Annotated in this window: 21 protein-coding genes; 12 read left to right on the top strand and 9 right to left on the bottom strand. The window is 65.5% G+C overall.

All coding sequences use genetic code 11. From position 1 onward, the window contains the following. Positions 1 to 199 precede the first annotated feature (199 nt). From EO170_RS14960 to EO170_RS14985, 6 genes are read right to left on the bottom strand one after another with little or no spacing between them, the layout of a single operon-like run. Entirely contained in the window at positions 200 to 730 is a 531-nt protein-coding gene (locus EO170_RS14960) for a DUF2884 family protein (protein WP_126946104.1), read from the bottom strand. A gap of 34 nt (positions 731 to 764) precedes the next feature. After that, the gene (locus tag EO170_RS14965) at positions 765 to 1,589 is read right to left on the bottom strand and encodes a DUF2807 domain-containing protein (RefSeq protein WP_104648404.1); all 825 of its coding nucleotides are present in this window, start codon (positions 1,587 to 1,589) and stop codon (positions 765 to 767) included. Between the two features lie 10 nt (positions 1,590 to 1,599). Next, positions 1,600 to 2,586, bottom strand: coding sequence for an ABC transporter permease (locus EO170_RS14970; protein ID WP_104582753.1), 987 nt, complete (start codon positions 2,584 to 2,586; stop codon positions 1,600 to 1,602). Beyond that, positions 2,583 to 3,458, bottom strand: a complete 876-nt coding sequence (locus EO170_RS14975; RefSeq protein ID WP_104582754.1) for an ABC transporter ATP-binding protein — start codon at positions 3,456 to 3,458, stop codon at positions 2,583 to 2,585. The genes EO170_RS14970 and EO170_RS14975 overlap by 4 nt, the downstream gene beginning before the upstream one ends. Then, complete coding sequence (locus EO170_RS14980; protein WP_003483692.1) at positions 3,455 to 3,817, bottom strand: GntR family transcriptional regulator; 363 nt, start codon at positions 3,815 to 3,817, stop codon at positions 3,455 to 3,457. The genes EO170_RS14975 and EO170_RS14980 overlap by 4 nt, the downstream gene beginning before the upstream one ends. A 2-nt stretch (positions 3,818 to 3,819) precedes the next feature. Then, the gene (locus EO170_RS14985; RefSeq protein ID WP_104582755.1) at positions 3,820 to 4,068 is read right to left on the bottom strand and encodes a hypothetical protein; all 249 of its coding nucleotides are present in this window, start codon (positions 4,066 to 4,068) and stop codon (positions 3,820 to 3,822) included. A gap of 135 nt (positions 4,069 to 4,203) precedes the next feature. On the opposite strand from EO170_RS14985, the gene EO170_RS14990 reads away from it, so the two are divergent. From EO170_RS14990 to EO170_RS15035, 10 genes are all read left to right on the top strand, one after another. Beyond that, on the top strand, positions 4,204 to 4,761 hold the full coding sequence (locus EO170_RS14990; protein ID WP_104648406.1) for a glutathione peroxidase: 558 nt from the start codon (positions 4,204 to 4,206) through the stop codon (positions 4,759 to 4,761). Positions 4,762 to 4,851: 90 nt separating this feature from the next. Beyond that, on the top strand, positions 4,852 to 5,823 hold the full coding sequence (locus tag EO170_RS14995) for an FKBP-type peptidyl-prolyl cis-trans isomerase (RefSeq protein WP_016901531.1): 972 nt from the start codon (positions 4,852 to 4,854) through the stop codon (positions 5,821 to 5,823). A 24-nt stretch (positions 5,824 to 5,847) separates the two neighbouring features. Beyond that, positions 5,848 to 7,197, top strand: coding sequence for a UDP-glucose/GDP-mannose dehydrogenase family protein (locus EO170_RS15000; protein WP_024939343.1), 1,350 nt, complete (start codon positions 5,848 to 5,850; stop codon positions 7,195 to 7,197). Then, positions 7,190 to 7,426 carry a SlyX family protein gene (locus EO170_RS15005; RefSeq protein WP_024939344.1) on the top strand — a complete coding sequence of 79 codons (237 nt, stop codon included), beginning with the start codon at positions 7,190 to 7,192 and terminating at the stop codon, positions 7,424 to 7,426. The genes EO170_RS15000 and EO170_RS15005 overlap by 8 nt, the downstream gene beginning before the upstream one ends. Positions 7,427 to 7,444: 18 nt before the next feature. After that, the gene (locus EO170_RS15010) at positions 7,445 to 8,182 is read left to right on the top strand and encodes a DUF2058 family protein (RefSeq protein ID WP_343134525.1); all 738 of its coding nucleotides are present in this window, start codon (positions 7,445 to 7,447) and stop codon (positions 8,180 to 8,182) included. A gap of 234 nt (positions 8,183 to 8,416) precedes the next feature. Further along, positions 8,417 to 9,262, top strand: coding sequence for a transporter (locus EO170_RS15015; RefSeq protein WP_126946109.1), 846 nt, complete (start codon positions 8,417 to 8,419; stop codon positions 9,260 to 9,262). A gap of 105 nt (positions 9,263 to 9,367) precedes the next feature. Further along, positions 9,368 to 10,540 (top strand): LacI family DNA-binding transcriptional regulator, encoded by a 1,173-nt coding sequence (locus EO170_RS15020; RefSeq protein ID WP_164741067.1) that lies wholly within the window; start codon positions 9,368 to 9,370, stop codon positions 10,538 to 10,540. A 13-nt stretch (positions 10,541 to 10,553) separates the two neighbouring features. Next, positions 10,554 to 11,864, top strand: coding sequence for an L-fucose:H+ symporter permease (fucP, locus tag EO170_RS15025; RefSeq protein ID WP_126946112.1), 1,311 nt, complete (start codon positions 10,554 to 10,556; stop codon positions 11,862 to 11,864). Continuing rightward, positions 11,861 to 12,847: a carbohydrate kinase gene (locus EO170_RS15030; protein ID WP_164741058.1), complete on the top strand. Its 987-nt coding sequence runs from the start codon at positions 11,861 to 11,863 to the stop codon at positions 12,845 to 12,847. The genes fucP and EO170_RS15030 overlap by 4 nt, the downstream gene beginning before the upstream one ends. Further along, the gene (locus EO170_RS15035) at positions 12,844 to 14,049 is read left to right on the top strand and encodes an AGE family epimerase/isomerase (RefSeq protein WP_126946118.1); all 1,206 of its coding nucleotides are present in this window, start codon (positions 12,844 to 12,846) and stop codon (positions 14,047 to 14,049) included. The genes EO170_RS15030 and EO170_RS15035 overlap by 4 nt, the downstream gene beginning before the upstream one ends. Before the next feature lie 131 nt (positions 14,050 to 14,180). Here the strand turns inward: EO170_RS15035 and metH are convergent, their stop codons facing one another. From metH to EO170_RS15055, 3 genes are all read right to left on the bottom strand, one after another. Next, a complete protein-coding gene (gene metH / locus EO170_RS15040) occupies positions 14,181 to 17,006 on the bottom strand; it encodes a methionine synthase (protein ID WP_126946121.1) in 2,826 nt (941 codons plus the stop codon). Positions 17,007 to 17,256: 250 nt separating this feature from the next. Continuing rightward, positions 17,257 to 18,396, bottom strand: coding sequence for a homocysteine S-methyltransferase family protein (locus EO170_RS15050; protein WP_126946127.1), 1,140 nt, complete (start codon positions 18,394 to 18,396; stop codon positions 17,257 to 17,259). After that, positions 18,393 to 19,388 (bottom strand): metalloregulator ArsR/SmtB family transcription factor, encoded by a 996-nt coding sequence (locus tag EO170_RS15055; RefSeq protein ID WP_164741060.1) that lies wholly within the window; start codon positions 19,386 to 19,388, stop codon positions 18,393 to 18,395. The genes EO170_RS15050 and EO170_RS15055 overlap by 4 nt, the downstream gene beginning before the upstream one ends. A gap of 122 nt (positions 19,389 to 19,510) precedes the next feature. Between EO170_RS15055 and EO170_RS15060 the strand changes: the two genes are divergently transcribed. Then, complete coding sequence (locus EO170_RS15060; protein WP_104648417.1) at positions 19,511 to 20,659, top strand: acyl-CoA dehydrogenase family protein; 1,149 nt, start codon at positions 19,511 to 19,513, stop codon at positions 20,657 to 20,659. 474 nt (positions 20,660 to 21,133) lie between these two features. Continuing rightward, a complete protein-coding gene (locus tag EO170_RS15075; RefSeq protein WP_164741061.1) occupies positions 21,134 to 22,657 on the top strand; it encodes a platelet-activating factor acetylhydrolase IB subunit in 1,524 nt (507 codons plus the stop codon). Positions 22,658 to 22,703: the final 46 nt, after the last annotated feature.

Genomic DNA, 22,703 nt, shown 5'->3' on the forward strand with positions numbered 1-22,703 from the left:
TCGCTGGGGTCTGGGGAGCGCATTAGTGTAATCCCGCTCCGGCAGCCGATCAGTGCCGGCGGCACATGGCGCCGCTGACAAGATGTCGCAGGCCGGTATCGGTTGCCTGGCGTGCGCGCAGAATCGACACGACGCTCCAGCCGGTTCCGGTCCGCCGCTGCGCCCGTCGATGGGGGCGCAGCGGCGGTCGGTGCCGCGCTTACTTGCGGCAGTCGTCGACGTCGTGCTGGGTCAGGGTCGAGTACGGCGCGAATGACGGCACCAGTTGCGCGGCGGCGTCCTGCGCGTTGCGCAGCGTGGCCAGCTGGTCGCAGATCTGCATCGTATTGTGTTTGAAGGTTTCCGCCTGCGCCTGGATCTTGTCGCCGATCTGGTCGGTGTTGCCGCTGAGCACGCCCTTGAGCGCTTCGCCGGCGGCGTGTGCACCGAAGGCCGCGCCCTGCGTGCCGATGTCGATGCCTTTTTCGGCGACGCCCTGGATCTGCACATAGAAAGTGCGCATCGCCTGGCGCTGCGCATCGTTCAGGCTCACCGGCTTGCCGGCGATGCTGAGCGCGCCATCCGCGCCGATGGTGGCAGCAGGCAGACCGTCGCGGTGGAGCGTCAGGCTCTTGCCGTTGAAGCTCACCCCGCGCGCGTTGGCCTTGCCCGACACCACGACGGTGGGTTCGGACTTGCCGCAACCGACCAGCAGCGCACCCGCCAATACCGCACAAATCAACAGTTTCATCAGCAGTCCCCCTCAGTAATGGTCAATGCAGTGGTCAGTTGTCGGTCGGTACGCGGGTGGTGCCGGCAACATCGCTGACGTCGATGTCGCCGCTGCCCTTGCGCGCCACGCTGACGTCGCCGCGCACCTTGTGCACGCTCAGGGCGCCGGAGTTGACCGCTTCCACGCCGACATCGCCCTGTACATCGTCGATATCGACATCGCCGGAGCCGACCGTGCCGAGCTTGACGTGGCCGGCAACGCCGCGCAGCTTGACGTCGCCGGAGCCGACCTTGCCGACCTCGGCCGCGCCGCGAATCCGGCGGGCCTTCAAATCGCCGGAGCCGACTGCCAGCACGCGCAATGCCCCCATGTCCTCCAGTTCGATGTCGCCGGAACCGACCTTGGCGGTCACCCGGCCCTTGGTGCGGTGGATGGCCATGTCGCCGGAACCGACATCGGCACTCACTGCAGCCGCGCCGCTGATCTCGGCGTCGCCGGAGCCCACGTCGAACTGCACCAGCAGCGTGTCGGGCACGTTGCCACGCAGGTCCAGGTACGCGTAGCTGTCGCCGATGGAGATGCGCGACGGGCGATCATCGGCCAGCGTCACCACCAGCTTGTCGCCGACGCGCTTCTGGGTGACGGTCAGGCCCTCGAGCAGGTCGGCCCTGGCGGCACAGGCGCGGCCGCTCAGACGGCCGCCGTTGCCTGGCGCGGCGTCCAGATGCAGGTCGTTGGAGGCGACCTCGAACAGCACCGACTTCACTCCGCTCAGTTTCAACTCCAGGCTGCGCGGTTCGGAAAACGTGCATTGCTCCTCGGCAAACGCAGCGCCGGGCACTGCGCACAGGATGGCCAGACTCAGCAGACGACGCATGGGATGTCCTTCAGGCTTCGGAGCGCCGACGGCGCAGGTAGATGGAGGCAGCGATCAGCACCACGCCGATGGCGGCGCCGATCCAGATGTCGGGATTGCCATAGACCAGTGCGCTGTCGGTGTGCTGCAGCGCCCACTGCACCAGATCGCTGGGGTTCTGCATCGCGCTGCTGTCGAGGTTGCCGCTGACCGCACGTGGCGACCAGGTGCCGGGCAGGGCGCTGAGCAGGCCGCGGTAGCCGACGATGTACCAGATCCAGCCGATCGGCAGCGAGACACCCGGCATCGCCGAGAGGATGCTCAACATCACGCAGGCCAGCAGCGGGAACAGCACCGCCCACAGGAACGGCTTGCTGGTGGCCCAGGCCGAGCAGAACATCAGCCAGCCCACGGTCGGCAACGCCCACAGCAGGCTCATCGGCACGGTCTTCAGCAACAGCCACAGCAGCGAGAAGGGATGCGAATGGGTTGCCAGTGCCCAGGGGCTGGGGACGCCGGCGATCAGGGCGCCCACGATGGCGATCAGCCATAGCGCCAGGCCGACCAGCACGCCGATCGCGATGGCGATCAGCGGCGCCAGCAACAACGCCCAGGCCGCCTTGGACAGCACCGTCTGCACATCGGACACCGGCAGCGACTTCCAGAACAGCACGCTGCGGTCGCGGCGGTCGTCGTACAGGCTGCCCAGCGAGTAGAAAAACACCACGAATGCCAGCACCACCGAGGCGATCCCGATGCCGCCCAGCAGCAGGCCGTCGCCGACCTGGCCCAGCGTGCGCGTGTATTCGGCCAGATCGTCCATGGTGATGCTGTCGCCGATCATGTTGCGACGCGCGCTGATCGCGCCGATCACCGCGCCCAGCAGCGCGAAGAACACCGCGATGCCGCCGGTGATGATCTGCGCCCAGACGAAACCGCCGCGGTGTTCCCAGTACTCGCGCTTGAGCAGCCAGCCGAACGTGCGTGCGGGAGAAGCTTGGTGGGTGAGTGTCTTCATGCGTAGGTCCCCTTCATGACCGCAACGAACAGGTCGGCAAGGCCGGGATTGCGGGTTTCGCCAAAACGGGCGAGCTGCGCCTTGGGCACGCCATCAAACAGCATCACGGTCTTGCCGAACGGCAGGCCGCGCTCGTCGATCGGCGTCAGGCCTCTGGCGGCGTCGAGATGTTCGGCACCCACCAGCACTTCGGTGTAACGCTCGGCCACGTTCTCCATGTCGGCGGTCAGCACGATGCGGCCGTCGCGGATGAACATCACATCGGTGAGGATGTGTTCGATTTCCTCGACCTGGTGGGTGGTGACGATGATGGTCTTCTGCTCGTCGAAGTAGTCCTCCAGCAGGCGCTGGTAGAACTGCTTGCGATACAGGATGTCCAGGCCCAGCGTGGGCTCGTCCAGCACCAGGATGCGCGCGTCGATGGCCATCACCAGCGCCAGGTGCAGCTGCACGATCATGCCCTTGGACAGTTCGCGCACCCGCGACTTGCGGTTGAGCTGCGTATTGGCCAGGAAACGTTCGCACTTGGCGCGATCAAAGCGCGGATGCACGCCGGCGACGAAGTCGATCGCCTCGCCAACCCGCAGCCAGCGTGGCAGCACTGCCACGTCGGCGATGAAGCAGACCTCGTTCATCAGCGCGTTGCGCTGGGTGCGCGGATCCATGCCGAGCACGCTCAGCTCGCCGTCGAAATCGGTCAGCCCCAGCACCGCCTTGAGCGCGGTGGTCTTGCCGGCGCCATTGGGGCCGATCAGGCCGACGATGCGCCCGGCAGCGATGGTGAAGCTGGTGTTGTCCAGCGCGAGCCGATGCTTGTAGGCCTTGCGCAGGCCACGTGCGTCGACCACATGGTCGGAGGAGACGGCGGTCATGGTGTTTTTCCCTGTGGCAACAGATCGTCGATGGACAGTCCCAGGCGCTGGATGCGTTCCAGCACCGCGGGCCATTCTTCATTCAGGAAACGCTCGCGTTCGCTGCCGCGCAATTTCTGCGCGGCCTCCGGGGTCATGAACATGCCCAGGCCGCGGCGTTTCTCCACCAGGTTCTCGTCGGCCAGTTCCTGGTAGGCACGCGAGACGGTGATGGGGTTGAGTTGGTAGTCGGCCGCCACCTGCCGTACCGAGGGCAGGGCGTCGCCCGGCTTGAGGATTCCATCGAGCATCATGGCAATCACCCGTTCCTTGAGTTGGCGGTAGATGGGAGCGCCGTCGCTCCATTGGATGTCGTTCATGGTCAGCTCCGTGGACGCAGGACCTGCGCGAAGGAGAAATAGGGCATCGACAGCGAAGCGCGCAGGTGCCGGCCGGGCCGGGTGCGCGCTTCGGGGGGAGTCGTCGCGTTTTCCGTAACCGCCTCCGACACGCCATAATCGGCGCCGGACTCCGTAACCTGACTGGAAGCGGCTCCCAGACAACCAATGACGAACAGGGCGCTGCCGAACAGCAGCAATGGAGCTGGTCGCGTGAAGCGTGTGCTGTTCATGCTTTCCCCCTGCGTTGGATGACTGGTGTTGTATTCAACTATAACACCGACACGCAGGCAGTCAACTGCCTGTCATACCCAACTGATGGCACCCCGCACTCGCGGGTGGCCCGGACCTATCGAAAGGGATCGCCCATGTTGCTCAAACGTCTGCTGGTGGTTGTATTCGCTGGCTTTTTTTCCGCCGCGGCGCTGGCCGCAGGCGCGCCGGTGCTGGATCTGGACTACCGGCCGCTGGCCGGCAAGGCGCCGATCAACCTGAACCGTACCTACGGCGGCAAGGTCCTGATGGTGGTCAACACCGCCAGCAAATGCGGCTACACCCCGCAGTACGAAGGGCTGGAGGCGCTGAACCAGCGCTTCGGCAGTCGCGGTTTTTCGGTGCTGGGCTTTCCGTCCAACGATTTCCAGGGGCAGGAACCGGGATCTGAGAAGCAGATCCAGGAATTCTGCACGCTGACCTATGGCGTCAAGTTTCCGATGTTTGAGAAGGTGCATGTGCTGGGCGCGCAGGCCACGCCGCTGTATCAGCGGTTGACGCAGGCCACGGGCGTGGCGCCGGGCTGGAACTTCCACAAATACCTGATTGGTCGCGATGGACGCGTGGTGGCGCAGTTCCCCAGCAAGATCAAACCGGATGATCCGAGCGTGCTGGCGGCAATCGAACGCGAGCTCAACGCGCCGTCGCGCTGAGCGCGGCGCTCGCAACGCCACGCGCACATGCGACAATGCGCATTCAGCGCCGGCGTCGGCGTGTCTTTTCACTTTCGGGAAGTGCATCGAATGAAGATGGGAAAGCGCGGCGCGGCGGCGTCGCTACTGATGGTGGCACTGTCGGCATCGATGCCGGCGATGTCGCAGCAACCGGCCGCAGCGGCCACCAAGGAGAAGCCAGTTTTGAATGCATCGTCTGAGAAGAGCACGCGCGACAACGTCAGCTACGCCATCGGTATGGATGTGGCACGTTCGTTCGAGCCGATTGCCCAGGACATCGATGTGAGCGCACTGCAACGCGCCATCGAGAATGCATTCAAGGGCGGCAAGCCGCTGTTGTCCGACGAGCAGACCCAGGCCACCGATACCGCATTGCGCACCGCGCTGGCGGCACGTAACGGGCAGCAGGTTCCGGGCATGGCCCCGGGCAGCGCGCCGGCCGCGCCGTCCAAGGAAAATGTCGGCCTGATGCTGGGCGATCGCGCAGTCGGTCCCTCGCTGGCCGGCATCAAGGACGAGATCGACCTGTCGATCCTGATGGAAGCCGTCCGCACCGTGTTCGCCAAGGGCACCACGCGCCTGACCCAGCAGGAAGCCGCGGCTACCATGCAGGCGTTCGCCTCTGCCAAGCAGGGCGCTGCCGGCGCCAAGAACCGCGAGGAAGGCAATGCCTTCCTGGCCAAGAACAAGACCGAAAAGGGCGTGATCACCACCGCATCGGGCCTGCAGTACATGGTGCTGCGCCAGGGCAGCGGCGAGCGTCCGATGCCCACCAACACGGTGCGCGTGAACTACGAAGGCAAGCTGCTCAACGGGCAGGTCTTCGACAGCTCCTACCAGCGCGGTCAGCCGGCCGAGTTCGGTCTGAATCAAGTCATTGCAGGTTGGACCGAGGGCGTCGCCTTGATGCCGGTCGGTTCGAAGTATCGTTTCTGGATTCCATCCAACTTGGCCTATGGCCCGAACGGCACGCAGGGGGGGCCGATCGGACCAGACGCAACGTTGACGTTCGATGTCGAACTGATGGGTATCCTTCCCTGATCCCCCACAGGAGTACCCCCACCCATGCGAGTTGCGATCTTTGGTACCGGCTATGTTGGTCTTGTCACCGGTACCTGTCTGGCGGAAGTAGGTCATCACGTTATCTGCGTGGATATCGACCAGGCGAAAGTTGATGGTCTCAATCGTGGGGTGATTCCCATCTATGAACCCGGCCTGGAGCCGATGGTGAAAGCCAACCACGCCTCTGGCCGGTTGCGCTTCACCACCGATGCGGCCGAGGCGATTGCGCACGGCGAAATCACCTTCATCGCCGTGGGCACGCCCCCGGACGAGGATGGCAGTGCCGACCTGCAGTACGTGCTGGCGGTTGCGCGTACCGTCGGCCGGCATATCGACGGCCCGTCGGTGGTCGTCAACAAGTCCACCGTGCCGGTCGGCACTGCCGACAAGGTGCGGGTCGCGATCCAGGAAGAGCTGGACGCACGCGGCGTGGACCATGAATTCGACGTGGTCTCCAACCCCGAGTTCCTCAAGGAAGGCGACGCCGTGGCCGACTGCATGCGTCCGGACCGCATCGTCATCGGTGCCAAGAAGCCGGCGGCCATTGCACGCATGCGCCGTCTGTATGCGCCGTTCAACCGCAACCGCGATCGCATCGTGGAGATGGACGTACGGTCGGCCGAGCTGACCAAGTACGCGGCCAACGCGATGCTGGCGACCAAGATCAGTTTCATGAACGAGATCGCCAACATTGCCGAGCGTGTCGGTGCGGACGTCGAGCACGTGCGCAACGGCATCGGGTCGGACCCGCGCATCGGCTGGCACTTCATCTATCCCGGCGCCGGCTATGGCGGCTCGTGCTTCCCGAAGGATGTGCAGGCATTGGCCAAGACCGCCGAGCAGTACGGCATGGAGCCGACCCTGCTCAACGCGGTGGAAAGCGTCAACAATGCGCAGAAGGGTCACCTGTTCGAACTGGTGCAGCGTCATTACGGCGCCGAAGGCACCGGCAGCATTGCCGGCAAGACCTTTGCGGTCTGGGGCCTGGCATTCAAGCCCAATACCGACGACATGCGTGCCGCGTCCAGCCGGCGTTTGATGGAGCAGTTGTGGGAAGCCGGTGCCACCGTGCGTGCCTACGACCCGGAAGCGACCCATGAGGCCAAGCGCATCTTCGGCGAGCGCGACGACCTGACCTTCTGCGACGAGGCATTTGCCGCGCTGGAAGGCGCCGATGCCCTGGTCGTGGTCACCGAGTGGAAGCAGTTCCGCAGCCCGGATTTCGGCAAGATCAAGCAGGCCTTGAAGGACGACGTCGTGTTCGACGGTCGCAACCTTTACGACCCGCAGGAAATCGAAGCCGCAGGTCTGGCCTACTACGCCATCGGACGAGGCCGTTCGTTGCATGCATGAGCAACTCTCGCCGCGCGACCAGGAACTGGACGCGCGGTTGGTTGAACTGGAAACGCGCCTGTCCTTTCAGGAGCAGGCGCTCAATGAACTGAGTGAAGCACTTGCGGACGCCCGTTTGACGGGCGCCCGCAACGCCGAGCTGATCCGCCACCTGCTCGAGGATCTGGGCAAGGTGCGCTCCACGTTGTTTGCCGACGCTGCGGATGAACCGCCGCCTCCGCACTATTGATTGCAGATTGCCACCGCCATGAGCGATACCCTACGTGACCAGTTGCTTGGGTTGGGCTTCAAGTCCGCACCCAAGCCCGAACGCAAACCCGACGCACGGCCTGCCGCGCGTCAACATGGCAACGGTGGCAGGCCTGCGCCCGGCGGCAACAAGCCGGGCGGCCAGGGCAGGGGACCGCAGCGGCCGCATGCCGCTGCGGCGACCGACGGCAGGGTCGAGCGCAAACACGATGGCCGGCCCGAGCGTCGTAACGATGGCAAGCCGGCGGCATCGCCGCGTCCGCAGCAGCCCACTGCCGAGCGTCGCGGACCCAGGCCGGCACGCACGCGCGAAGACATCGATCTGGCCAAGGCCTATGCGATCCGTGCGCAGCGCGAGAAGGACGAGCGCATCGAAGCCGAGCGGCTGAAGCAGGAAGAAGCACGCCTGCGTCGCGAAGCCAAGGCCAAGCTCGAAGAGCTGCTCAAGGACAAGGGGCTGAATCATGCCGATGCGGATATCGCCCGGCATTTCCCGTATGGCGGCAAGATCAAGCGTATCTACGTGACTGCCGATCAGCTCAAGGCGCTCAACGCCGGTGAGCTGGGCGTGCTGCAGCTCAACGGCCGCTATCTGTTGGTCACCGCCGAGGTACTGGCAGAAGCCGAAGCGGTGTTCGCGCCATCGGTGGCATTGAAGGTGGATCCGAATGCGCCGGCAGGCGAAGACCCGTATGCCGACCCCCAGTATCAGGTGCCCGACGACCTGGTCTGGTAACCCTGCGTGCGCTAGGTTTTGTTGGTCATGGGCACCTGATGGGTGCCCATGTTGTTTGGTGCGTTGCCTTGCGTGGTGCGCACCTGATCGTTACTGCGCGCGGTCCGGCCGAGCTGCAGCAGACGCGGCGTGGGCGATACACGGGCCGGTCACGGCGCGCGCGGCACCATCGCGGCCTTACCGGTCAACGCCTCCGGGCATGGTGCCTGTTGTGTTGCCGCTCATTCCCTGCCCATGGTGCCGTGTATGTCCATGTTGTCGAAAATGTTGAAGGCCTGCGTTGTTGCATCGGCCACATCCACCGCGCGCGGCGCTTCGGGTTTTCAGGCGACGCGCGCCTTGGGGCCGGCCGCGGTGATGCTTGGGTTGTGCGTGGTGAGTCAGCAGGCCGCTGCACAGGCGGAGGACGCACCGGCGTTCGACCGTCCCGGTATTCCGTTTGCTGCCGAAGTGCTGCAGCCTGGCGCGTTCGCCTGGGAGCAGGGCCTGCCGGACGCGAGTACCGATCGCAGCGACGGGCAACGCACCACGCAGTACATCGCCGATACGCTACTGCGCCTGGGGCTGTTCCAGAACGTGGAGCTGCAGGTGGGTAGCGACAGCTACAACTGGCAGCACGGTGGCGGTGAGCGTGTGCGTGGCGGGGGCGATAGCCATATCGGCCTGAAGGTGGCATTGCCGTCGCAGTCGGACAGCTTTCATTGGGCCGCGCTCGGCAGCTACAGCGTGCCGACCGGCAGCCCGGCCTTCAGTGACGGCTATGCGCGCGAACTGGGCGTGACCGCCTCCTGGGATCTGGCGCAGCAGCGCGCCCTGGCGCTGTACGTGAACTACGCACGCGACAGCGAGGGGCATACCTGGACCTTCTCGCCCAACTACACGTTCTTCTCCGGCGAGCATTTCAGCAGCTATGTGGAAGCGGGTTTCGACACCGGCAGCGAGCACTCGCGCGTGGCCGGCGCCGGTGGTGCCTGGCAGTTGCCGCACGCGATGCAACTGGATGTCTCGGTGCTGCGCGGGCTGACCTCCGAAAGCCCGGACTGGCAGGGCGGGATCGGCCTGTCGATCGCATTCCAGTAAGGAGGCGATTGCAGTCGGGATCGGCGCGGCTGCTGACTATGTTGCACTGCCGCATGCATTGGGTACGCGGAAAAGGCCTAATTGGATCGATCCAATCGACGCCAGATGCATGCGCACTTCTTCCATTGCAAGGTCGGCAGCGTGACGCGTGCCAAACCGACTCCCTCCGCTGCGGAGGACGGCGACGCCCGTCGCGGCGGACGCGGTCCGGTGACCTTGCGCGATATCGCCGGCGCCATCGGCGTGTCGCGTGCGACGGTGTCGTTGGTGCTGCGCGGCAGCCCGCTGGTGCACGCGACCACGCGTGCGCGCGTGGAAGCCGAGCTGGATCGGCAGCACTACGTCTATAACCGTGCCGCCGCCAATCTGCGCCGCCGCACGTCATCCAGCATCGCGCTGGTCATCAACGATCTGTCCAACCCGTTCTTTGCCGAATTTGCCGCAGGCGTGGACGAGGCGCTGGGCGCTGCCGGTTATGTGACCCTGCTCGGCAGCACCGGCGAATCGACCCAGCGCCAGCAGGCGGTGCTGACCTCGCTGATGGAGCACACGCCTGCCGGCATCATCCTGTCGCCGGCCGAAGGCAGCCAGGCGCAGGCCTTGACCCAGGTGCTGGGGCGTCAACACAACGTGGTGTTGTTCAACCGCGAAGTGGAGGGCGCGGGCTGGGATCTGCTGGCGCTGGACAACGAGCAGGGTGCGTTGCTTGCCTGCACGCATCTGATTGCGCAAGGCCATCGGCGCATCGTGTTCTTCGGCGGCCATGCCGAATCCAGTTCCTGCCGGCAACGCCGTGCCGGTTATGCGCGCGCGATGGCCGATGCCGGCCTGCCCGCGCACTATGTCGAATCCGCACCGAACCGGCAGGAGGCTGCGCTGTGCGCCGGTCGCATGCTGGATCGTGCCGAACACGATCGCGCAACCGCGGCAGTCTGCTACAACGACAGTGTCGCCTTGGGCCTGATGGCCGCGCTGGCGATGCACGGCATCGTGCCGGGGCGCGACTTCGCGGTGACCGGCTTCGACGATATCGCCGAAGCCGCATTGTTTACGCCCGCGTTGACCACCCTGGCCGCCGATCCGCGCGCGCGCGGCCGCCAGGCGGCGCAGCTGGTGCTGCAGCGTATCGGCAGTCCCGACCTTGCATCGCAACGCCTGACCGCCGCGGTCGAATTGAAGATCCGCGCCAGCAGCGCCGGCGCGTCGAGTTCCATCGTTTCGCTTCACTCCCCCAGCGATTCCCCCGCACATTCCCCCACCAAGGCCCCAGGCCGCTGACCAGGCAATTCCTATGGTTTCCCTTTCCACGCAATCCACAGTGCCAAGTGGCAACAAGGCGCCCGTCAACAACGGCGTTGCGTTGTCGGTCGTCACCACGATCTTTTTCATGTGGGGCTTTCTCACCTGCCTCAACGACATCCTGATTCCGCATCTGAAGGCGGTATTCGAACTCAACTTCGCGCAGGCGATGCTGGTGCAGTTCACCTTCTTCGGCGCGTACTTCCTGATGTCGTTGCCGGCTGGCTGGTTGGTGGCCAGGCTTGGCTACAAGCAAGGCATCGTGGCCGGGCTGGCGGTTGCCGCGGTCGGTGCGTTGGGCTTCTGGCCTGCGGCGGAACTGCGCGTTTATGGCGCATTTCTCGGCGCACTGTTCGTGCTGGCCACCGGCATCACCATCCTGCAGGTGGCCGCCAACCCGTATGTTGCGCTGCTGGGTCCGGAGCGCAGTGCCTCCAGCCGGTTGACGCTGGCGCAGGCGCTCAATTCGCTGGGGACTGCGATCGCACCGCTGTTCGGTGGCTGGCTGATCCTGTCCAACACGGTGATGAGCGGCGATCAGCTCAAGGTGCTGCCCGAGGCCGAGCAGCTGGCCTATCGCGTACAGGAAGCGCAGGCCGTGCAGGGGCCGTACATCGGTCTGGGCATCGTGCTGTTCCTGCTGGCGATCTTCGTGTTCCTGTTCCGTCTGCCGGCATTGACCGACGCGGGCGCGCAGAAGGAGGAAAGCAGGCATTCGCTGCTGGACGCCCTGGCGCATCCGCACGTGCGCTTCGGTGTGCTGGCGATCTTCTTCTATGTCGGCGCGGAAGTGGCGATCGGCAGCCTGATGGTCAACTATTTCTCGTTGCCGCAGATCGGCGGGTTCACCGAGCGTGAGGCGACCCACTACGTGTCGGCCTACTGGACGCTGGCAATGATCGGCCGCTTCATCGGCTCGGCGCTGCTGGCCAAGTTGTCGCCGCGCGTGCTGTTGTCGGTGTTCGCCGGGATCAACGCACTGCTGCTGGTGCTGACCATGGCCAGTGGCGGCATGCTGGCGGTGTATGCGCTGGTGGCGATCGGCCTGTTCAATTCGATCATGTTCCCGACCATCTTTACGCTGGGCATCGAGCGGCTTGGTCCGCTGACCGGTCGCGCGTCGAGCCTGTTGATCATGGCCATTGTCGGCGGCGCCATCGTGCCGTATCTGCAAGGTCTGCTGGCCGACAGCATCGGCTTGCACGAGTCGTTCGTGCTGCCGCTGGTGTGCTACCTGTACATCGTGTTCTATGGCATCTGGGGCTCGCGTCTGCGTGGCGCACTGGCGGAGGCGCACGCATGAGTGCGGCCAAGAACCGGGTGGTCTGTTTCGGCGAGGCCTTGATCGACATGCTGGCATTGCCATCCGCCGGCCCCGACGAGGCACGTACGTTTGCGCAATACGCCGGCGGTGCGCCGGCCAATGTCGCGGTTGCGGTGGCGCGGCTGGGTGGCGCGGCGCATTTTGTCGGCATGCTGGGGCGCGACATGTTCGGCGACTTCTTGCTGCAGAGTCTGCAGCAGGCCGGCGTCGCCACCGATGGCATCGTGCGCACTGATCAAGCCAAGACCGCGCTGGCCTTCGTGGCCCTGGATGAGGCCGGCGAGCGCAGTTTCAGTTTCTATCGTCCGCCTGCGGCGGACCTGTTGTTCCGTCCCGAGCATTTCGCCACGGACGCCTTCACGCAGGCCGCCGTGCTGCATGTGTGCTCCAACAGCATGACCGAACCTGCGATCGCGCAGTGCACGCTGGACGGCATGCGCCGCGCTCGCGCCGATGGCGCCATCGTCAGCCTGGATCTCAACCTGCGCCCGATGTTGTGGCCGCAGGATGTGGACCCGGCCGCGCTGCTGTGGGAGGCGTTGGCACTGGCCGACGTGGTCAAGCTCTCGCGCGAGGAACTCGATTACCTGGCCGGCACGCTCGATGGCGATGCCAGCGCGGTCACCCGCAAGCTCTGGCAGGGCCAGGCCAGCTGGTTGCTGGTCACCGACGGCGGCGGGCCGGTGCATTGGCAGACACGCACCGATTCCGGCCAGGTGCCGGCCTTCGACGTGCAGGTGCGTGACAGCACGGCAGCGGGCGATGCATTCGTCGGCGGCCTGCTGTTTCAGCTGGCTGCGCGCGCGTCCACGCTGGAGCAGCTGTGTGGCGATGCGGTTGCGATGACCGCGGTGATCCGCTTTGCCGCGGCGGTCGGTGCGCTGGCGGTGACGCGCAAGGGCGCGTTTGCGGCGATGCCGAGCGTCGATGAAGTCCATTCCCTGATCCAGGAACAACCATGAGCCGTTTGCCTGCGACCCCCGCACCCGATTTCCGTTCGGCCGATGTGCTGCGTCAGCATATCGCCGACACCATGGCGTTCTACCATCCGCGCGCGATCGACCCGGCGGGCGGGTTCTTCCAGTATTTCCGCGACGATGGCGCGATCTACGATGCCGGGCACCGACATCTGGTCAGCAGTACGCGCTTTGTCTTCAACTACGCGATGGCGTATCGCGAATTCGGCGATGCGCAGTACCTGCAGGCGGTGCATCACGGCCTGGATTACCTGCGCAACGTGCACCGCAATCCGGCCACCGGCGGCTATGCCTGGACCCTGCGCGATGGCGTGGTCGAAGACGACATGAATCACTGCTACGGCGTGGCGTTCGTGCTGCTGGCGTATTCGTGCGGCCTGAAGGCCGGCATCGAAGACGCGCGGGCATGGATGGACGAAACCTGGCAGCTGCTGGAAACACATTTCTGGGAGCCGGAATTCGGCCTGTACCGCGATGAAGCCGATGCGCAATTCAACTTCACCAGCTACCGCGGCCAGAACGCCAACATGCACATGTGCGAGGCGATGATCGCCGCGTACGAAGCCAGTGGCGAGCAGCGTTACCTGGACCGCGCGCTGTCGCTTGCCGACACCATGACCCGGCGTCAGGCGGCCAAGGCCGACGGCCTGGTGTGGGAACACTACGATCCGCAGTGGAACATCGACTGGGACTACAACCGCGACAATCCCAAGCACCTGTTCCGCCCCTGGGGGTTCCAGCCCGGCCATCAGACCGAATGGGCCAAGCTGCTGATGCTGCTGGATCGCTACGCGCCGAGCGACTGGTTGCTGCCGACCGCGCAACATCTGTTCGATGTGGCGGTGGAGCGCTCCTGGGATGCACAGCGTGGCGGTCTGTATTACGGCTTCGACCCGGACGGCAAGGTCTGCGACGACGACAAGTACTTCTGGGTGCAGGCCGAATCGCTGGCGGCGGCGGCGTTGCTGGCCCAGCGCAGCGGCCAGGAGCGCTACTGGCAGTGGTACGACAAGCTGTGGGCGTATTCCTGGGAACACATGGTCGACCACCGCTATGGCGCGTGGTATCGCATCCTGGATGCGGACAACCGCAAGTACAGCGATGAAAAAAGCCCCGCCGGCAAGACCGATTACCACACCATGGGCGCGTGCTACGAGGTCCTGAACGTGTTGCGGCCGGCTGCCTGATGTTGATGTGATCAAAGCGCCGCTGTCGAAGGTCGGCGGCCCCACCGTAGGAGCGCACCCGGGCGCGACGGAGCGTTACCAGTAACGCCCTGTCGCGCCCGGGTGCGCTCCTACGGTGTTTGCGGCGGCCATTATTCCGGGTCGTAATCCAGGTTCGATGCCAGCCAGCGCTCGGCCACTGCCAAAGTGATGCCCTTGCGCCTCGCGTAGTCGGCCACCTGTTCCTTGCCCAGGCGCCCGACCACGAAGTACTGGCTCTTGGGATGGCTGAAGTAATAGCCGGAAACCGCTGCGGTAGGCAGCATCGCGAAACTTTCGGTCAGCGTGATTGAGGTGTGGCGCTCGGCATCGAGCAGGTCGAACAGGGTGCGCTTTTCGCTATGCTCGGGGCAGGCCGGGTACCCCGGTGCCGGGCGAATGCCACGATAGCGTTCGGCGATCAGTGCCTCGTTGTCCAGCGTCTCGTCGTCCACATAGCCCCAGAACTCGGTACGCACGCGTTGATGCAGGCGCTCGGCCAACGCCTCGGCCAGGCGGTCGGCCAGGGCCTTGAGCAGGATCGCGTTGTAGTCGTCGTGCGCGGCTTCAAAGCGCGCCACATGCGGGTCGATCCCGATGCCGGCGGTGACCGCAAACGCGCCGATCCAGTCCTGCTTGCCGCTGCTTCTAGGCGCGATGAAATCGGCCAGGCAGAAGTCGGGGCGGCCGATGGGTTTGTCGACCTGCTGGCGTAAGAAGTGCAGGGAATGCCGGGATTGGGCATTCGGGATTGGGGATTGGCTGGGCTGCTGCGAATCCCCAATCCCGCTTGCCGAATCCCGATGGTCCGGCAGGATCACTTCCACGTCATCGCCCACACTATTGGCCGGCCATAGCCCGAACACGGCCTTGGCGGTCAGCCATTTTTCCGCGACGATGGTGCGCAGCATCTTGCGTGCGTCGCGGTACAACTCGCTGGCCTGGCTGCCGACCACCGCGTCGCTGAGGATCGCCGGAAACTTGCCCGCCAGCTCCCAGGCCTGGAAGAACGGGGTCCAGTCGATCAGCTCGATCAACTCCTGCAGCGGGTAATCGTCGAACACGTGCAGGCCGGGCTGGCGCGGGGCGGGCGGTGTGTAGCCGTCCCAGTCGCCATCGAAACGCTGTGCGCGTGCCTTTTCCAGCGGCACCAGGCGCTTGGCGTCGCCGCGATTGCGATGGCGCGCGCGGATCTCCGCGTAGTCGGCATCGTTGGCGGCGACAAAGGCCTGGCGCAGGTCGCGCGAGATCAGCGATTGCGCAACGCCCACCGCACGCGAGGCGTCCTTCACCCACACGGTGGGCGCAGTGTAATGCGGGTCGATCTTCAATGCGGTGTGTGCGCGCGAGGTGGTGGCGCCACCGATCAACAGCGGAATCTCGAAACCTTGTCGCTGCATCTCGCGCGCGACGTGCGACATCTCTTCCAGCGACGGCGTGATCAGGCCGGACAGGCCGATCAGGTCGGCATTCTCCGCACGCGCCCGGTCCAGGATCACCTGCGCCGACACCATCACGCCCAGGTCCACCACATCGAAGTTGTTGCAGGCCAACACCACGCCGACGATGTTCTTGCCGATGTCGTGTACATCGCCCTTGACGGTGGCCATGATGATCTTGCCGTTGGACTTGCCGACATCGCCGGTACGCAGTTTTTCCGCTTCGATGAACGGCAGCAGATACGCCACCGCCTTCTTCATCACGCGCGCGGACTTGACCACCTGCGGCAGGAACATCTTGCCGGCACCGAACAGGTCGCCGACCACGTTCATGCCGTCCATCAGCGGCCCTTCGATCACATCCAGCGGGCGCGTGGATTGCTGGCGCGCTTGCTCGGTATCGGTTTCCACGAATGCGTCGATGCCATGCACCAGCGCATGCGCCAGCCGTGCGCGCACCGGCTTCTCGCGCCAGGCCAGATCCTCGACTTTCGCCGCGCCCTTGCTGCCCTTGTAGCGTTCGGCGATGTCCAGCAGCCGCTCGGTGCCGTCCTTGCGCCGGTTGAGGATCACATCCTCCACGCGTTCGCGCAGTTCCGGGTCCAGTTCGTCGTAGATCGGCATGCCGCCGGCGTTGACGATGCCCATGTCCATGCCGGCCTTGATCGCATGGAACAGGAACACCGAGTGGATCGCCTGGCGCACCATCTCGTTGCCGCGGAACGAGAACGACACGTTGGAAACGCCGCCGGAAATATGGCAATGCGGCAATGTGCGCTTGATCTGGCGGGTGGCTTCGATGAAGTCCACCGCGTAGTTGTCGTGCTCCTCGATGCCGGTGGCCACGGCAAAGATGTTCGGGTCGAAGATGATGTCTTCCGGCGGGAAGCCCACCTGTTCGGTCAGCACCTTGTAGGCGCGCGTGCAGATCTCGACCTTGCGCGCGCAGGTGTCGGCCTGGCCCACTTCATCGAAGGCCATCACCACCGCGGCGGCGCCGTAGCGCAGCACCTTGCGTGCCTGTTCGATGAACTGCGCTTCGCCCTCCTTGAGCGAGATCGAATTGACCACGCTCTTGCCTTGCAGGCATTTCAGGCCGGCTTCGATCACGCTCCACTTGGACGAATCCACCATCACCGGAATGCGCGCGATGTCCGGTTCGGACATGATCAGGTTGAGAAAGCGCGTCATCGCCTTTTCCGAATCGATCAGGCCCTCGTCCATGTTGACGTCGAGGATCTGCGCGCCGTTGGCGACCTGCTGGCGCGCCACTTCCACTGCTTCTTCGTAGCGCTCTTCCTTGATCAGCTTGCGGAACTGCGCGCTGCCGGTGACGTTGGTGCGCTCGCCCACGTTGACGAACAACAGGTCCGGCGTGATGACCAGCGGTTCCAGGCCGGACAGGCGGGTGTAGCGGGGAGTGCTCATGCGAGGCTCTGCTGGACGTTGACGGCGGCGCGATTGGTGTTGGTGCGTGGGTGTTCCTCGCGGCCTGGCCATGGGGCGCGAGACACTGCGGCCCCCATCCGGCGCTGCGCGCCACCTTCTCCCGCAGGCGGGAGAAGGGTGCTTGGCTGCGCACGGGGCGTCTTCGTGGCAAGCCAAGCCATGCGCCGTCCTCCTCCCGCGAGCGGGAGAAGGGTGCTGTGCTGCGCACGGAGCGTCTTCGTAGCAAGCCACGCCATGCGCTGCCCTTCTCCCGCTTGCGGGAGAAGGTGCCCGAAGGGCGGATGAGGGTGTGCCTGCCGCATCACGCGGCCAGCTCCTGCGCGCCAGGCAACTGCCGCGGCGGCAGGTCGGCCACTGCCTCGGCGATGGCGCGGATGTGATCCGGCGAGGTGCCGCAGCAGCCGCCGACCAGGTTGAGCAGGCCGGCCTGCGCGAACTCGCGCAAGGTCTGCGCCATTTCTTCCGGGGTTTCGTCGTATTCGCCGAAGGCATTCGGCAGGCCGGCGTTGGGATGCGCGCTGACATAGGCGTCGGCGATCTGCGACAAGGTTTCCACATGCGGGCGCAGATCCTTGGCGCCCAGCGCGCAGTTCAGGCCCACCGACAGCGGCTTGCCGTGCGCGACCGAGGCATAGAACGCCTCGGCCGTCTGCCCGGACAGGGTGCGTCCGGATGCGTCGGTGATGGTGCCGGAGATCATCACCGGCAGGCGCCCGCCGCGCGCTTCGAACACTTCCTCGATCGCATACAACGCGGCCTTGGCGTTGAGCGTGTCGAAGATGGTTTCCACCATCAACGTGTCGGCACCGCCGTCGATCAGGCCGTCGATGGCCTCGCGATAGGTGTCGCGCAATGCGTCGAAGCTGGTGTTGCGATAGCCCGGGTCGTTGACGTCCGGACTGATCGAGGCGGTGCGGCTGGTGGGGCCGAGCACGCCGATCACGAAGCGCGGCTTGTGCGGGCTCAGCGCCTCGACCTCGTCGCAGCAGGCGCGCGCGACCTGTGCGCCGGCCTTGTTCAATTCGTAGACCAGATGTTCCAGGTGATAGTCGGCCTGGCTCACCGAGGTGGCGTTGAAGGTGTTGGTTTCCAGCAGGTCGGCCCCGGCGTCCAGATAGGCGCGGTGGATGCCGGCGATGATCTCCGGGCGCGACAGCAACAGCAGGTCGTTGTTGCCTTTCAGGTCGTGGCCCTGCGGCACGTGTGCGTGATCGCAGCCCGGGCCATGCACGTGTACCTGGGTGCTGTCGTACCCGTCGGCAAAGCGGGTGCCGCGGTAGTCGGGCTCCTGCAGCCCGTGACGCTGGATCATGGTGCCCATTGCGCCATCGATGATGAGGATGCGTTCGGCAAGCGCGGCCGTGAGTTTGGCGGCGCGCTCCGGATGCAGCCAGGGCAGTGCAAACGGAATTGGAGGTTGGGGATTGGATACATGCGTCATGATTCAGCTCTCCGCAAAGCAGCGCCTTTGCTTTCAACCAATCCCGATTCCCGATTCCCGATTCCCGGCTTCACCGCAATCAACGAAATCACCTCGAAATGCGGCGGGCGCTTCTCGCGCGTCACCGTTTCCAGGCTGGACACGTCCAGCCCGGCTTTCTCGGCGAACTTGCGTAGTTCCTTGGCCGCAAAGCCGAGATTGACGTGGCCATAGGCATGCACCGCGGCGCGGTGTTCGTGCTTGGCCAGGCTGCACAGCAGCAGCCGGCCGCCGTGGCGCAGCACGCGCGCGGATTCGGCCACCGCCTGCGCGGGCTTGGCTGCGTAGGTGAGCGCATGCATCAGCACCACCAGGTCGAAGCTGGCATCGGGAAACGGCAGCGCATGCATGTCGCCTTCGCGCACTTCCACATTGCGCAGCTTGCGCAGGCGCTCGCTGGCCGCGGCGACCACGCGCGCGCTGGTGTCGATGCAGATGTAGCGGGTGGCATGCGGTGCCACCAACTCGGCCAGCACGCCGTCGCCGGAGGCGATGTCGAGCACGTCGCCGGTTTCCAGCAAGGGCAGGGCGGTGCGCGCCAGCGCTTCCCAGGTGCGACCGGGGGAATAATGCCGCTCCATGTCGCCGGCCACCGAATCGGCCCAGTTCTGGTCGGCGGCGCGGTTGGCCAGCACCGCGGCCACGCGCTCGGCGTCCTGGCGCAGCAGCGGATCGTCGCTGCCGGTGCTCAGCGCCAGCCACAGGGCGCGCTGCGCCGGGTCCAGCGACACCTCGTCGAAACGGTAATAGGCCGACACGCCGGCGCGGCGGTCGCGCACCAGCCCGGCTTCCTTGAGCTTGGCCAGATGCGTGGACACGCGTGGTTGCGCCAGGCGGGTGATCGCCGACAGCTCGGCCACGGTGAGTTCCTCCTGCTCCAGCAAGGTCAGCAGGCGGACGCGGGTGGCGTCGGCAAATACCTTCAGGCGCGCCGACCAGTCTTCCAGATCCATGAATATCTCTATATCGCGATATGGAGATATTTTCGACCGGGCAGGGTGTGGGGTCAACTACATACGCATGCGAATGGTTGGGGCTACAATGGGCGCTCAGCCTAGGCCTGGAGGGGTGCCACGTGGATTTCAGCTTTACCGAAGAACAATTGATGATCCAGGATGTGGCGCGCCGCATCGCCCAGGAAAAGATCGCACCCAGCGCGGAGCAGTTCGATCGCAGCGGCGAGTTCCCGCTGGAGAACATCCGCCTGCTCGGCGAGAACGGCCTGATGGGCATCGAGGTGCCGGCCGAGTACGGTGGCGCCGGCATGGACCCGATCAGCTATGCACTGGCGATGATCGAGATCGCCGCTGCCGACGGCGCGCATTCCACCATCGTGTCGGTCAACAACTCGCTGTTCTGCACCGGTATCCTGAAGAACGGCAGCGAAGCGCAGAAACAGCTGTACGTGCGCGCGATTGCCGAAGGTGCGCAGATCGGCGCATTCGCGTTGACCGAGCCGCAGTCCGGCTCGGATGCCTCGGCGATGCGGTGCCGCGCGGTCAAGCAGGCCGATGGCAGCTTCGTGATCAACGGCAAGAAGAGCTGGATCACCTCCGGCCCGGTCGCCAAGTACATCGTGTTGTTCGCGGTGACCGAGCCGGACAAGGGCGCGCGCGGCATCACCGCCTTCATGGTCGATGCCGATCGCGCCGGTTTCCATCGCGGCAAGACCGAGCCCAAGCTCGGCATTCGCGCCTCGGCCACCTGCGAGATCGAGTTCGCCGATTACATCGCCCAGCCCGATGAAGTGCTGGGCGTGGAGGGCGAGGGCTTCAAGACCGCGATGAGCGTGCTCGATGCCGGGCGCATCGGCATCGCCTCGCAGGCGGTCGGCATCGCGCGTGCGGCGTACGAGGCGACCTTGGCCTACGTCAAGGAGCGCAAGGCCTTCGGCGCGGCCATCGGTACCTTCCAGATGACCCAGGCCAAGATCGCCGACATGAAGTGCAAGCTGGACGCAGCGTTGCTGCTGACGCTGCGCGCGGCCTGGTTGAAGGGGCAGGGCCAGAAGTTCGGCACCGAAGCGGCCGTGGCCAAGCTCACCGCCTCGGAGGCGGCGATGTGGATCACCCATCAGGCAGTACAGATCCACGGCGGCATGGGCTATTCCAAGGAAATGCCGCTGGAGCGTTACTTCCGCGACGCCAAGATCACCGAAATCTACGAGGGCACCTCGGAAATCCAGCGCCTGGTGATTGCGCGCGCCGAGACCGGCCTGCGCTGAGGTCGGCCACGCTCCAGCGCTGCCTCAGGGCGCGGCAACGCTGAAGCGCTCTCCGCGACGCCAAGATCACCGAAATCTACGAGGGCACTTCGGAAATCCAGCGCCTGGTGATCGCGCGCGGCGAGACCGGCCTGCGCTGAGTAACTAGTTCGGTAGCGCGCCGCCGGGTGCCGATTCCATTGGCCCGAGGCGCGCAGCGCTCGATCCGGTGCCTTGATGGAGGCGATTGCTTTCCACTGCCAGGTAGGAGCGCGCTTGCGCGCGATGAAGCGTTATCGATGACGCCGCATCGCGCGCAAGCGCGCTCCTACGCAAGCATGAGCGATCCGGCATCACAGATGCGCCGTGTCAGTGGCCTGGCGCCGACACACCACAAGCACGTCGCAGCCTGACATGGCGGGTGGCTGCGTCCACGCTTGTGGTGCGCGGCGCGCGCGGATCACAATCGTGGCTTCTCCAGCCTCTGGTGCGCGCATGCTCCGGTCTTTGCACGCTGTGCTTCCTCGTCTTTCGCTGTCTGCCATCGCGCCGGTGCTGGTGTGTTGTGGCCTGTTGCTGGTCTGCGCCGCGGCAAGCGCACAGACGCCGCCACCTTCGATCGTGCCCACCGACCGCCTGCAGGAGTCGTGGTGGGCGCAGCGGCATGCGCAGGTGCTGGAGCAGGTGCGCCAGCACCCTGACACCCCGCTGCTGTTGATCGGCGATTCGATCACTCAGAACTACGAAAAGGCCAAGGCGCCTGACGAAGATTTCCAGCCGACCTGGCAGACCTTCTACGGCAGCCGTGGCGCGCTCAACCTGGGCTTCAGCGGCGACGGCACCGAGAACGTGCTGTGGCGGCTGGCCAATGGCGAGGTCGACGGTCTGCAACCAAAGGTCGCGCTGGTGTTGATCGGTACCAACAACACCGGCCATCTCGGCCAGACCGCAGAGCAGGCCCAGCTCGGTATCGATGCGGTGGTCGCGGCGATCGAACAGAAATTGCCGCGCACGCAGATCCTGTTGGTGGGCGTGCTGCCCAGCGACATCTCCGGCGAGAAGTCGCGCCGCGATGCGCAGATCAACCAGGGCCTGGCGGTGCGCTACGGCGACAATCCGCGCGTGACCTATCTGGATGTGGGGTCGATCTTCCGGCGCGATGGCAAGCTGCGCACCGAGCTGTTCTACGACACCCGCTTCCGTCCGCCGGCCGGTGCCCTGCATCCGGACACGCAAGGTCAACGCATGCTGGCCGAGGCGATCGAACCGACCCTGGCGCGCCTGCTCGGCGAGCCGCCGGTCAAGCCGGTTGCACAGCTGGGCCGCGACTTTGCGACCTCGCTGATTCCGGTCGACCGGCTGGAGCAGGATTCCTACGACTGGTATGCGCGTCACCATGCGGCGCTGGCCGCAGCGCGCACGCTCAAGCCCGAGGTGGTGATGATCGGCGATTCGATCACGCACTTCTGGGCCGGCACACCGCAGGCCACGCGTGTCAGTGGCCCCGAGTCCTGGAGCTGGTTGTACGGCAGGGTCCCGGTGCTGAATCTGGGCTTTGGCTGGGACCGCACCCAGAACGTGCTGTGGCGGATCCGCCAGGGCGAGCTCGACGGCCTGGATCCGCGCTGGGTGGTGCTGCATATCGGCACCAACAACCTCACCGGCACCGCGCAAGCGCGCGCCTCCACGCCGGCCGAGGCCGCCCAGGGCGTGGAGGCGGTGGTGAGCGAGGTGCGTCGCCGTTTGCCCAGGAGTCAGCTGATCCTGATGGCGATCATGCCGCGCGGCCGCCATGCCGGGGATGCGCAGCGCGCGCCCATTGCCGAGACCAATCGGCTGCTGGCGGCGCGTTATGGCAAGGATCGGTCAGTGCGTCTGGTCGACATCGGCCCTCGGATGCTGCAGCCGGACGGGACCTTGCCCGAGGCGCTGATGCCGGACGGCACCCATCCCAGTGAGACCGGGTACGCGATCTGGGCCACGGCACTGCGCGAGGCGGGCATCACGGCAACGCCATAGGCCGTCCTGCGCTGCGGAGTCAGGGCAGCGGCCTCGAAGAGGGCGC

This window comes from Xanthomonas sp. BRIP62409 (assembly GCF_003992965.1).
In the GTDB taxonomy this organism is placed as follows: Bacteria; Pseudomonadota; Gammaproteobacteria; order Xanthomonadales; family Xanthomonadaceae; genus Xanthomonas; species Xanthomonas euroxanthea.

Bases quoted from the DNA above. Each gene is read 5' to 3' on its own strand.
- EO170_RS14965 (WP_104648404.1), bottom strand. From the start codon at position 1,589: ATGCGTCGTCTGCTGAGTCTGGCCATCCTGTGCGCAGTGCCCGGCGCT.
- EO170_RS15000 (WP_024939343.1), top strand. From the start codon at position 5,848: ATGCGAGTTGCGATCTTTGGTACCGGCTATGTTGGTCTTGTCACCGGT.
- EO170_RS14970 (WP_104582753.1), bottom strand. From the start codon at position 2,586: ATGAAGACACTCACCCACCAAGCTTCTCCCGCACGCACGTTCGGCTGG.
- EO170_RS14960 (WP_126946104.1), bottom strand. From the start codon at position 730: ATGAAACTGTTGATTTGTGCGGTATTGGCGGGTGCGCTGCTGGTCGGT.
- EO170_RS15075 (WP_164741061.1), top strand. From the start codon at position 21,134: ATGCTCCGGTCTTTGCACGCTGTGCTTCCTCGTCTTTCGCTGTCTGCC.
- EO170_RS14975 (WP_104582754.1), bottom strand. From the start codon at position 3,458: ATGACCGCCGTCTCCTCCGACCATGTGGTCGACGCACGTGGCCTGCGC.
- metH (WP_126946121.1), bottom strand. From the start codon at position 17,006: ATGGCCAGGCCGCGAGGAACACCCACGCACCAACACCAATCGCGCCGC.
- EO170_RS15005 (WP_024939344.1), top strand. From the start codon at position 7,190: ATGCATGAGCAACTCTCGCCGCGCGACCAGGAACTGGACGCGCGGTTG.
- EO170_RS15035 (WP_126946118.1), top strand. From the start codon at position 12,844: ATGAGCCGTTTGCCTGCGACCCCCGCACCCGATTTCCGTTCGGCCGAT.
- EO170_RS14980 (WP_003483692.1), bottom strand. From the start codon at position 3,817: ATGAACGACATCCAATGGAGCGACGGCGCTCCCATCTACCGCCAACTC.
- EO170_RS15050 (WP_126946127.1), bottom strand. From the start codon at position 18,396: ATGACGCATGTATCCAATCCCCAACCTCCAATTCCGTTTGCACTGCCC.
- EO170_RS14990 (WP_104648406.1), top strand. From the start codon at position 4,204: ATGTTGCTCAAACGTCTGCTGGTGGTTGTATTCGCTGGCTTTTTTTCC.
- EO170_RS15020 (WP_164741067.1), top strand. From the start codon at position 9,368: ATGCATGCGCACTTCTTCCATTGCAAGGTCGGCAGCGTGACGCGTGCC.
- EO170_RS15010 (WP_343134525.1), top strand. From the start codon at position 7,445: ATGAGCGATACCCTACGTGACCAGTTGCTTGGGTTGGGCTTCAAGTCC.
- EO170_RS15015 (WP_126946109.1), top strand. From the start codon at position 8,417: ATGGTGCCGTGTATGTCCATGTTGTCGAAAATGTTGAAGGCCTGCGTT.
- EO170_RS14995 (WP_016901531.1), top strand. From the start codon at position 4,852: ATGAAGATGGGAAAGCGCGGCGCGGCGGCGTCGCTACTGATGGTGGCA.
- EO170_RS15055 (WP_164741060.1), bottom strand. From the start codon at position 19,388: ATGGATCTGGAAGACTGGTCGGCGCGCCTGAAGGTATTTGCCGACGCC.
- EO170_RS14985 (WP_104582755.1), bottom strand. From the start codon at position 4,068: ATGAACAGCACACGCTTCACGCGACCAGCTCCATTGCTGCTGTTCGGC.
- EO170_RS15030 (WP_164741058.1), top strand. From the start codon at position 11,861: ATGAGTGCGGCCAAGAACCGGGTGGTCTGTTTCGGCGAGGCCTTGATC.
- fucP (WP_126946112.1), top strand. From the start codon at position 10,554: ATGGTTTCCCTTTCCACGCAATCCACAGTGCCAAGTGGCAACAAGGCG.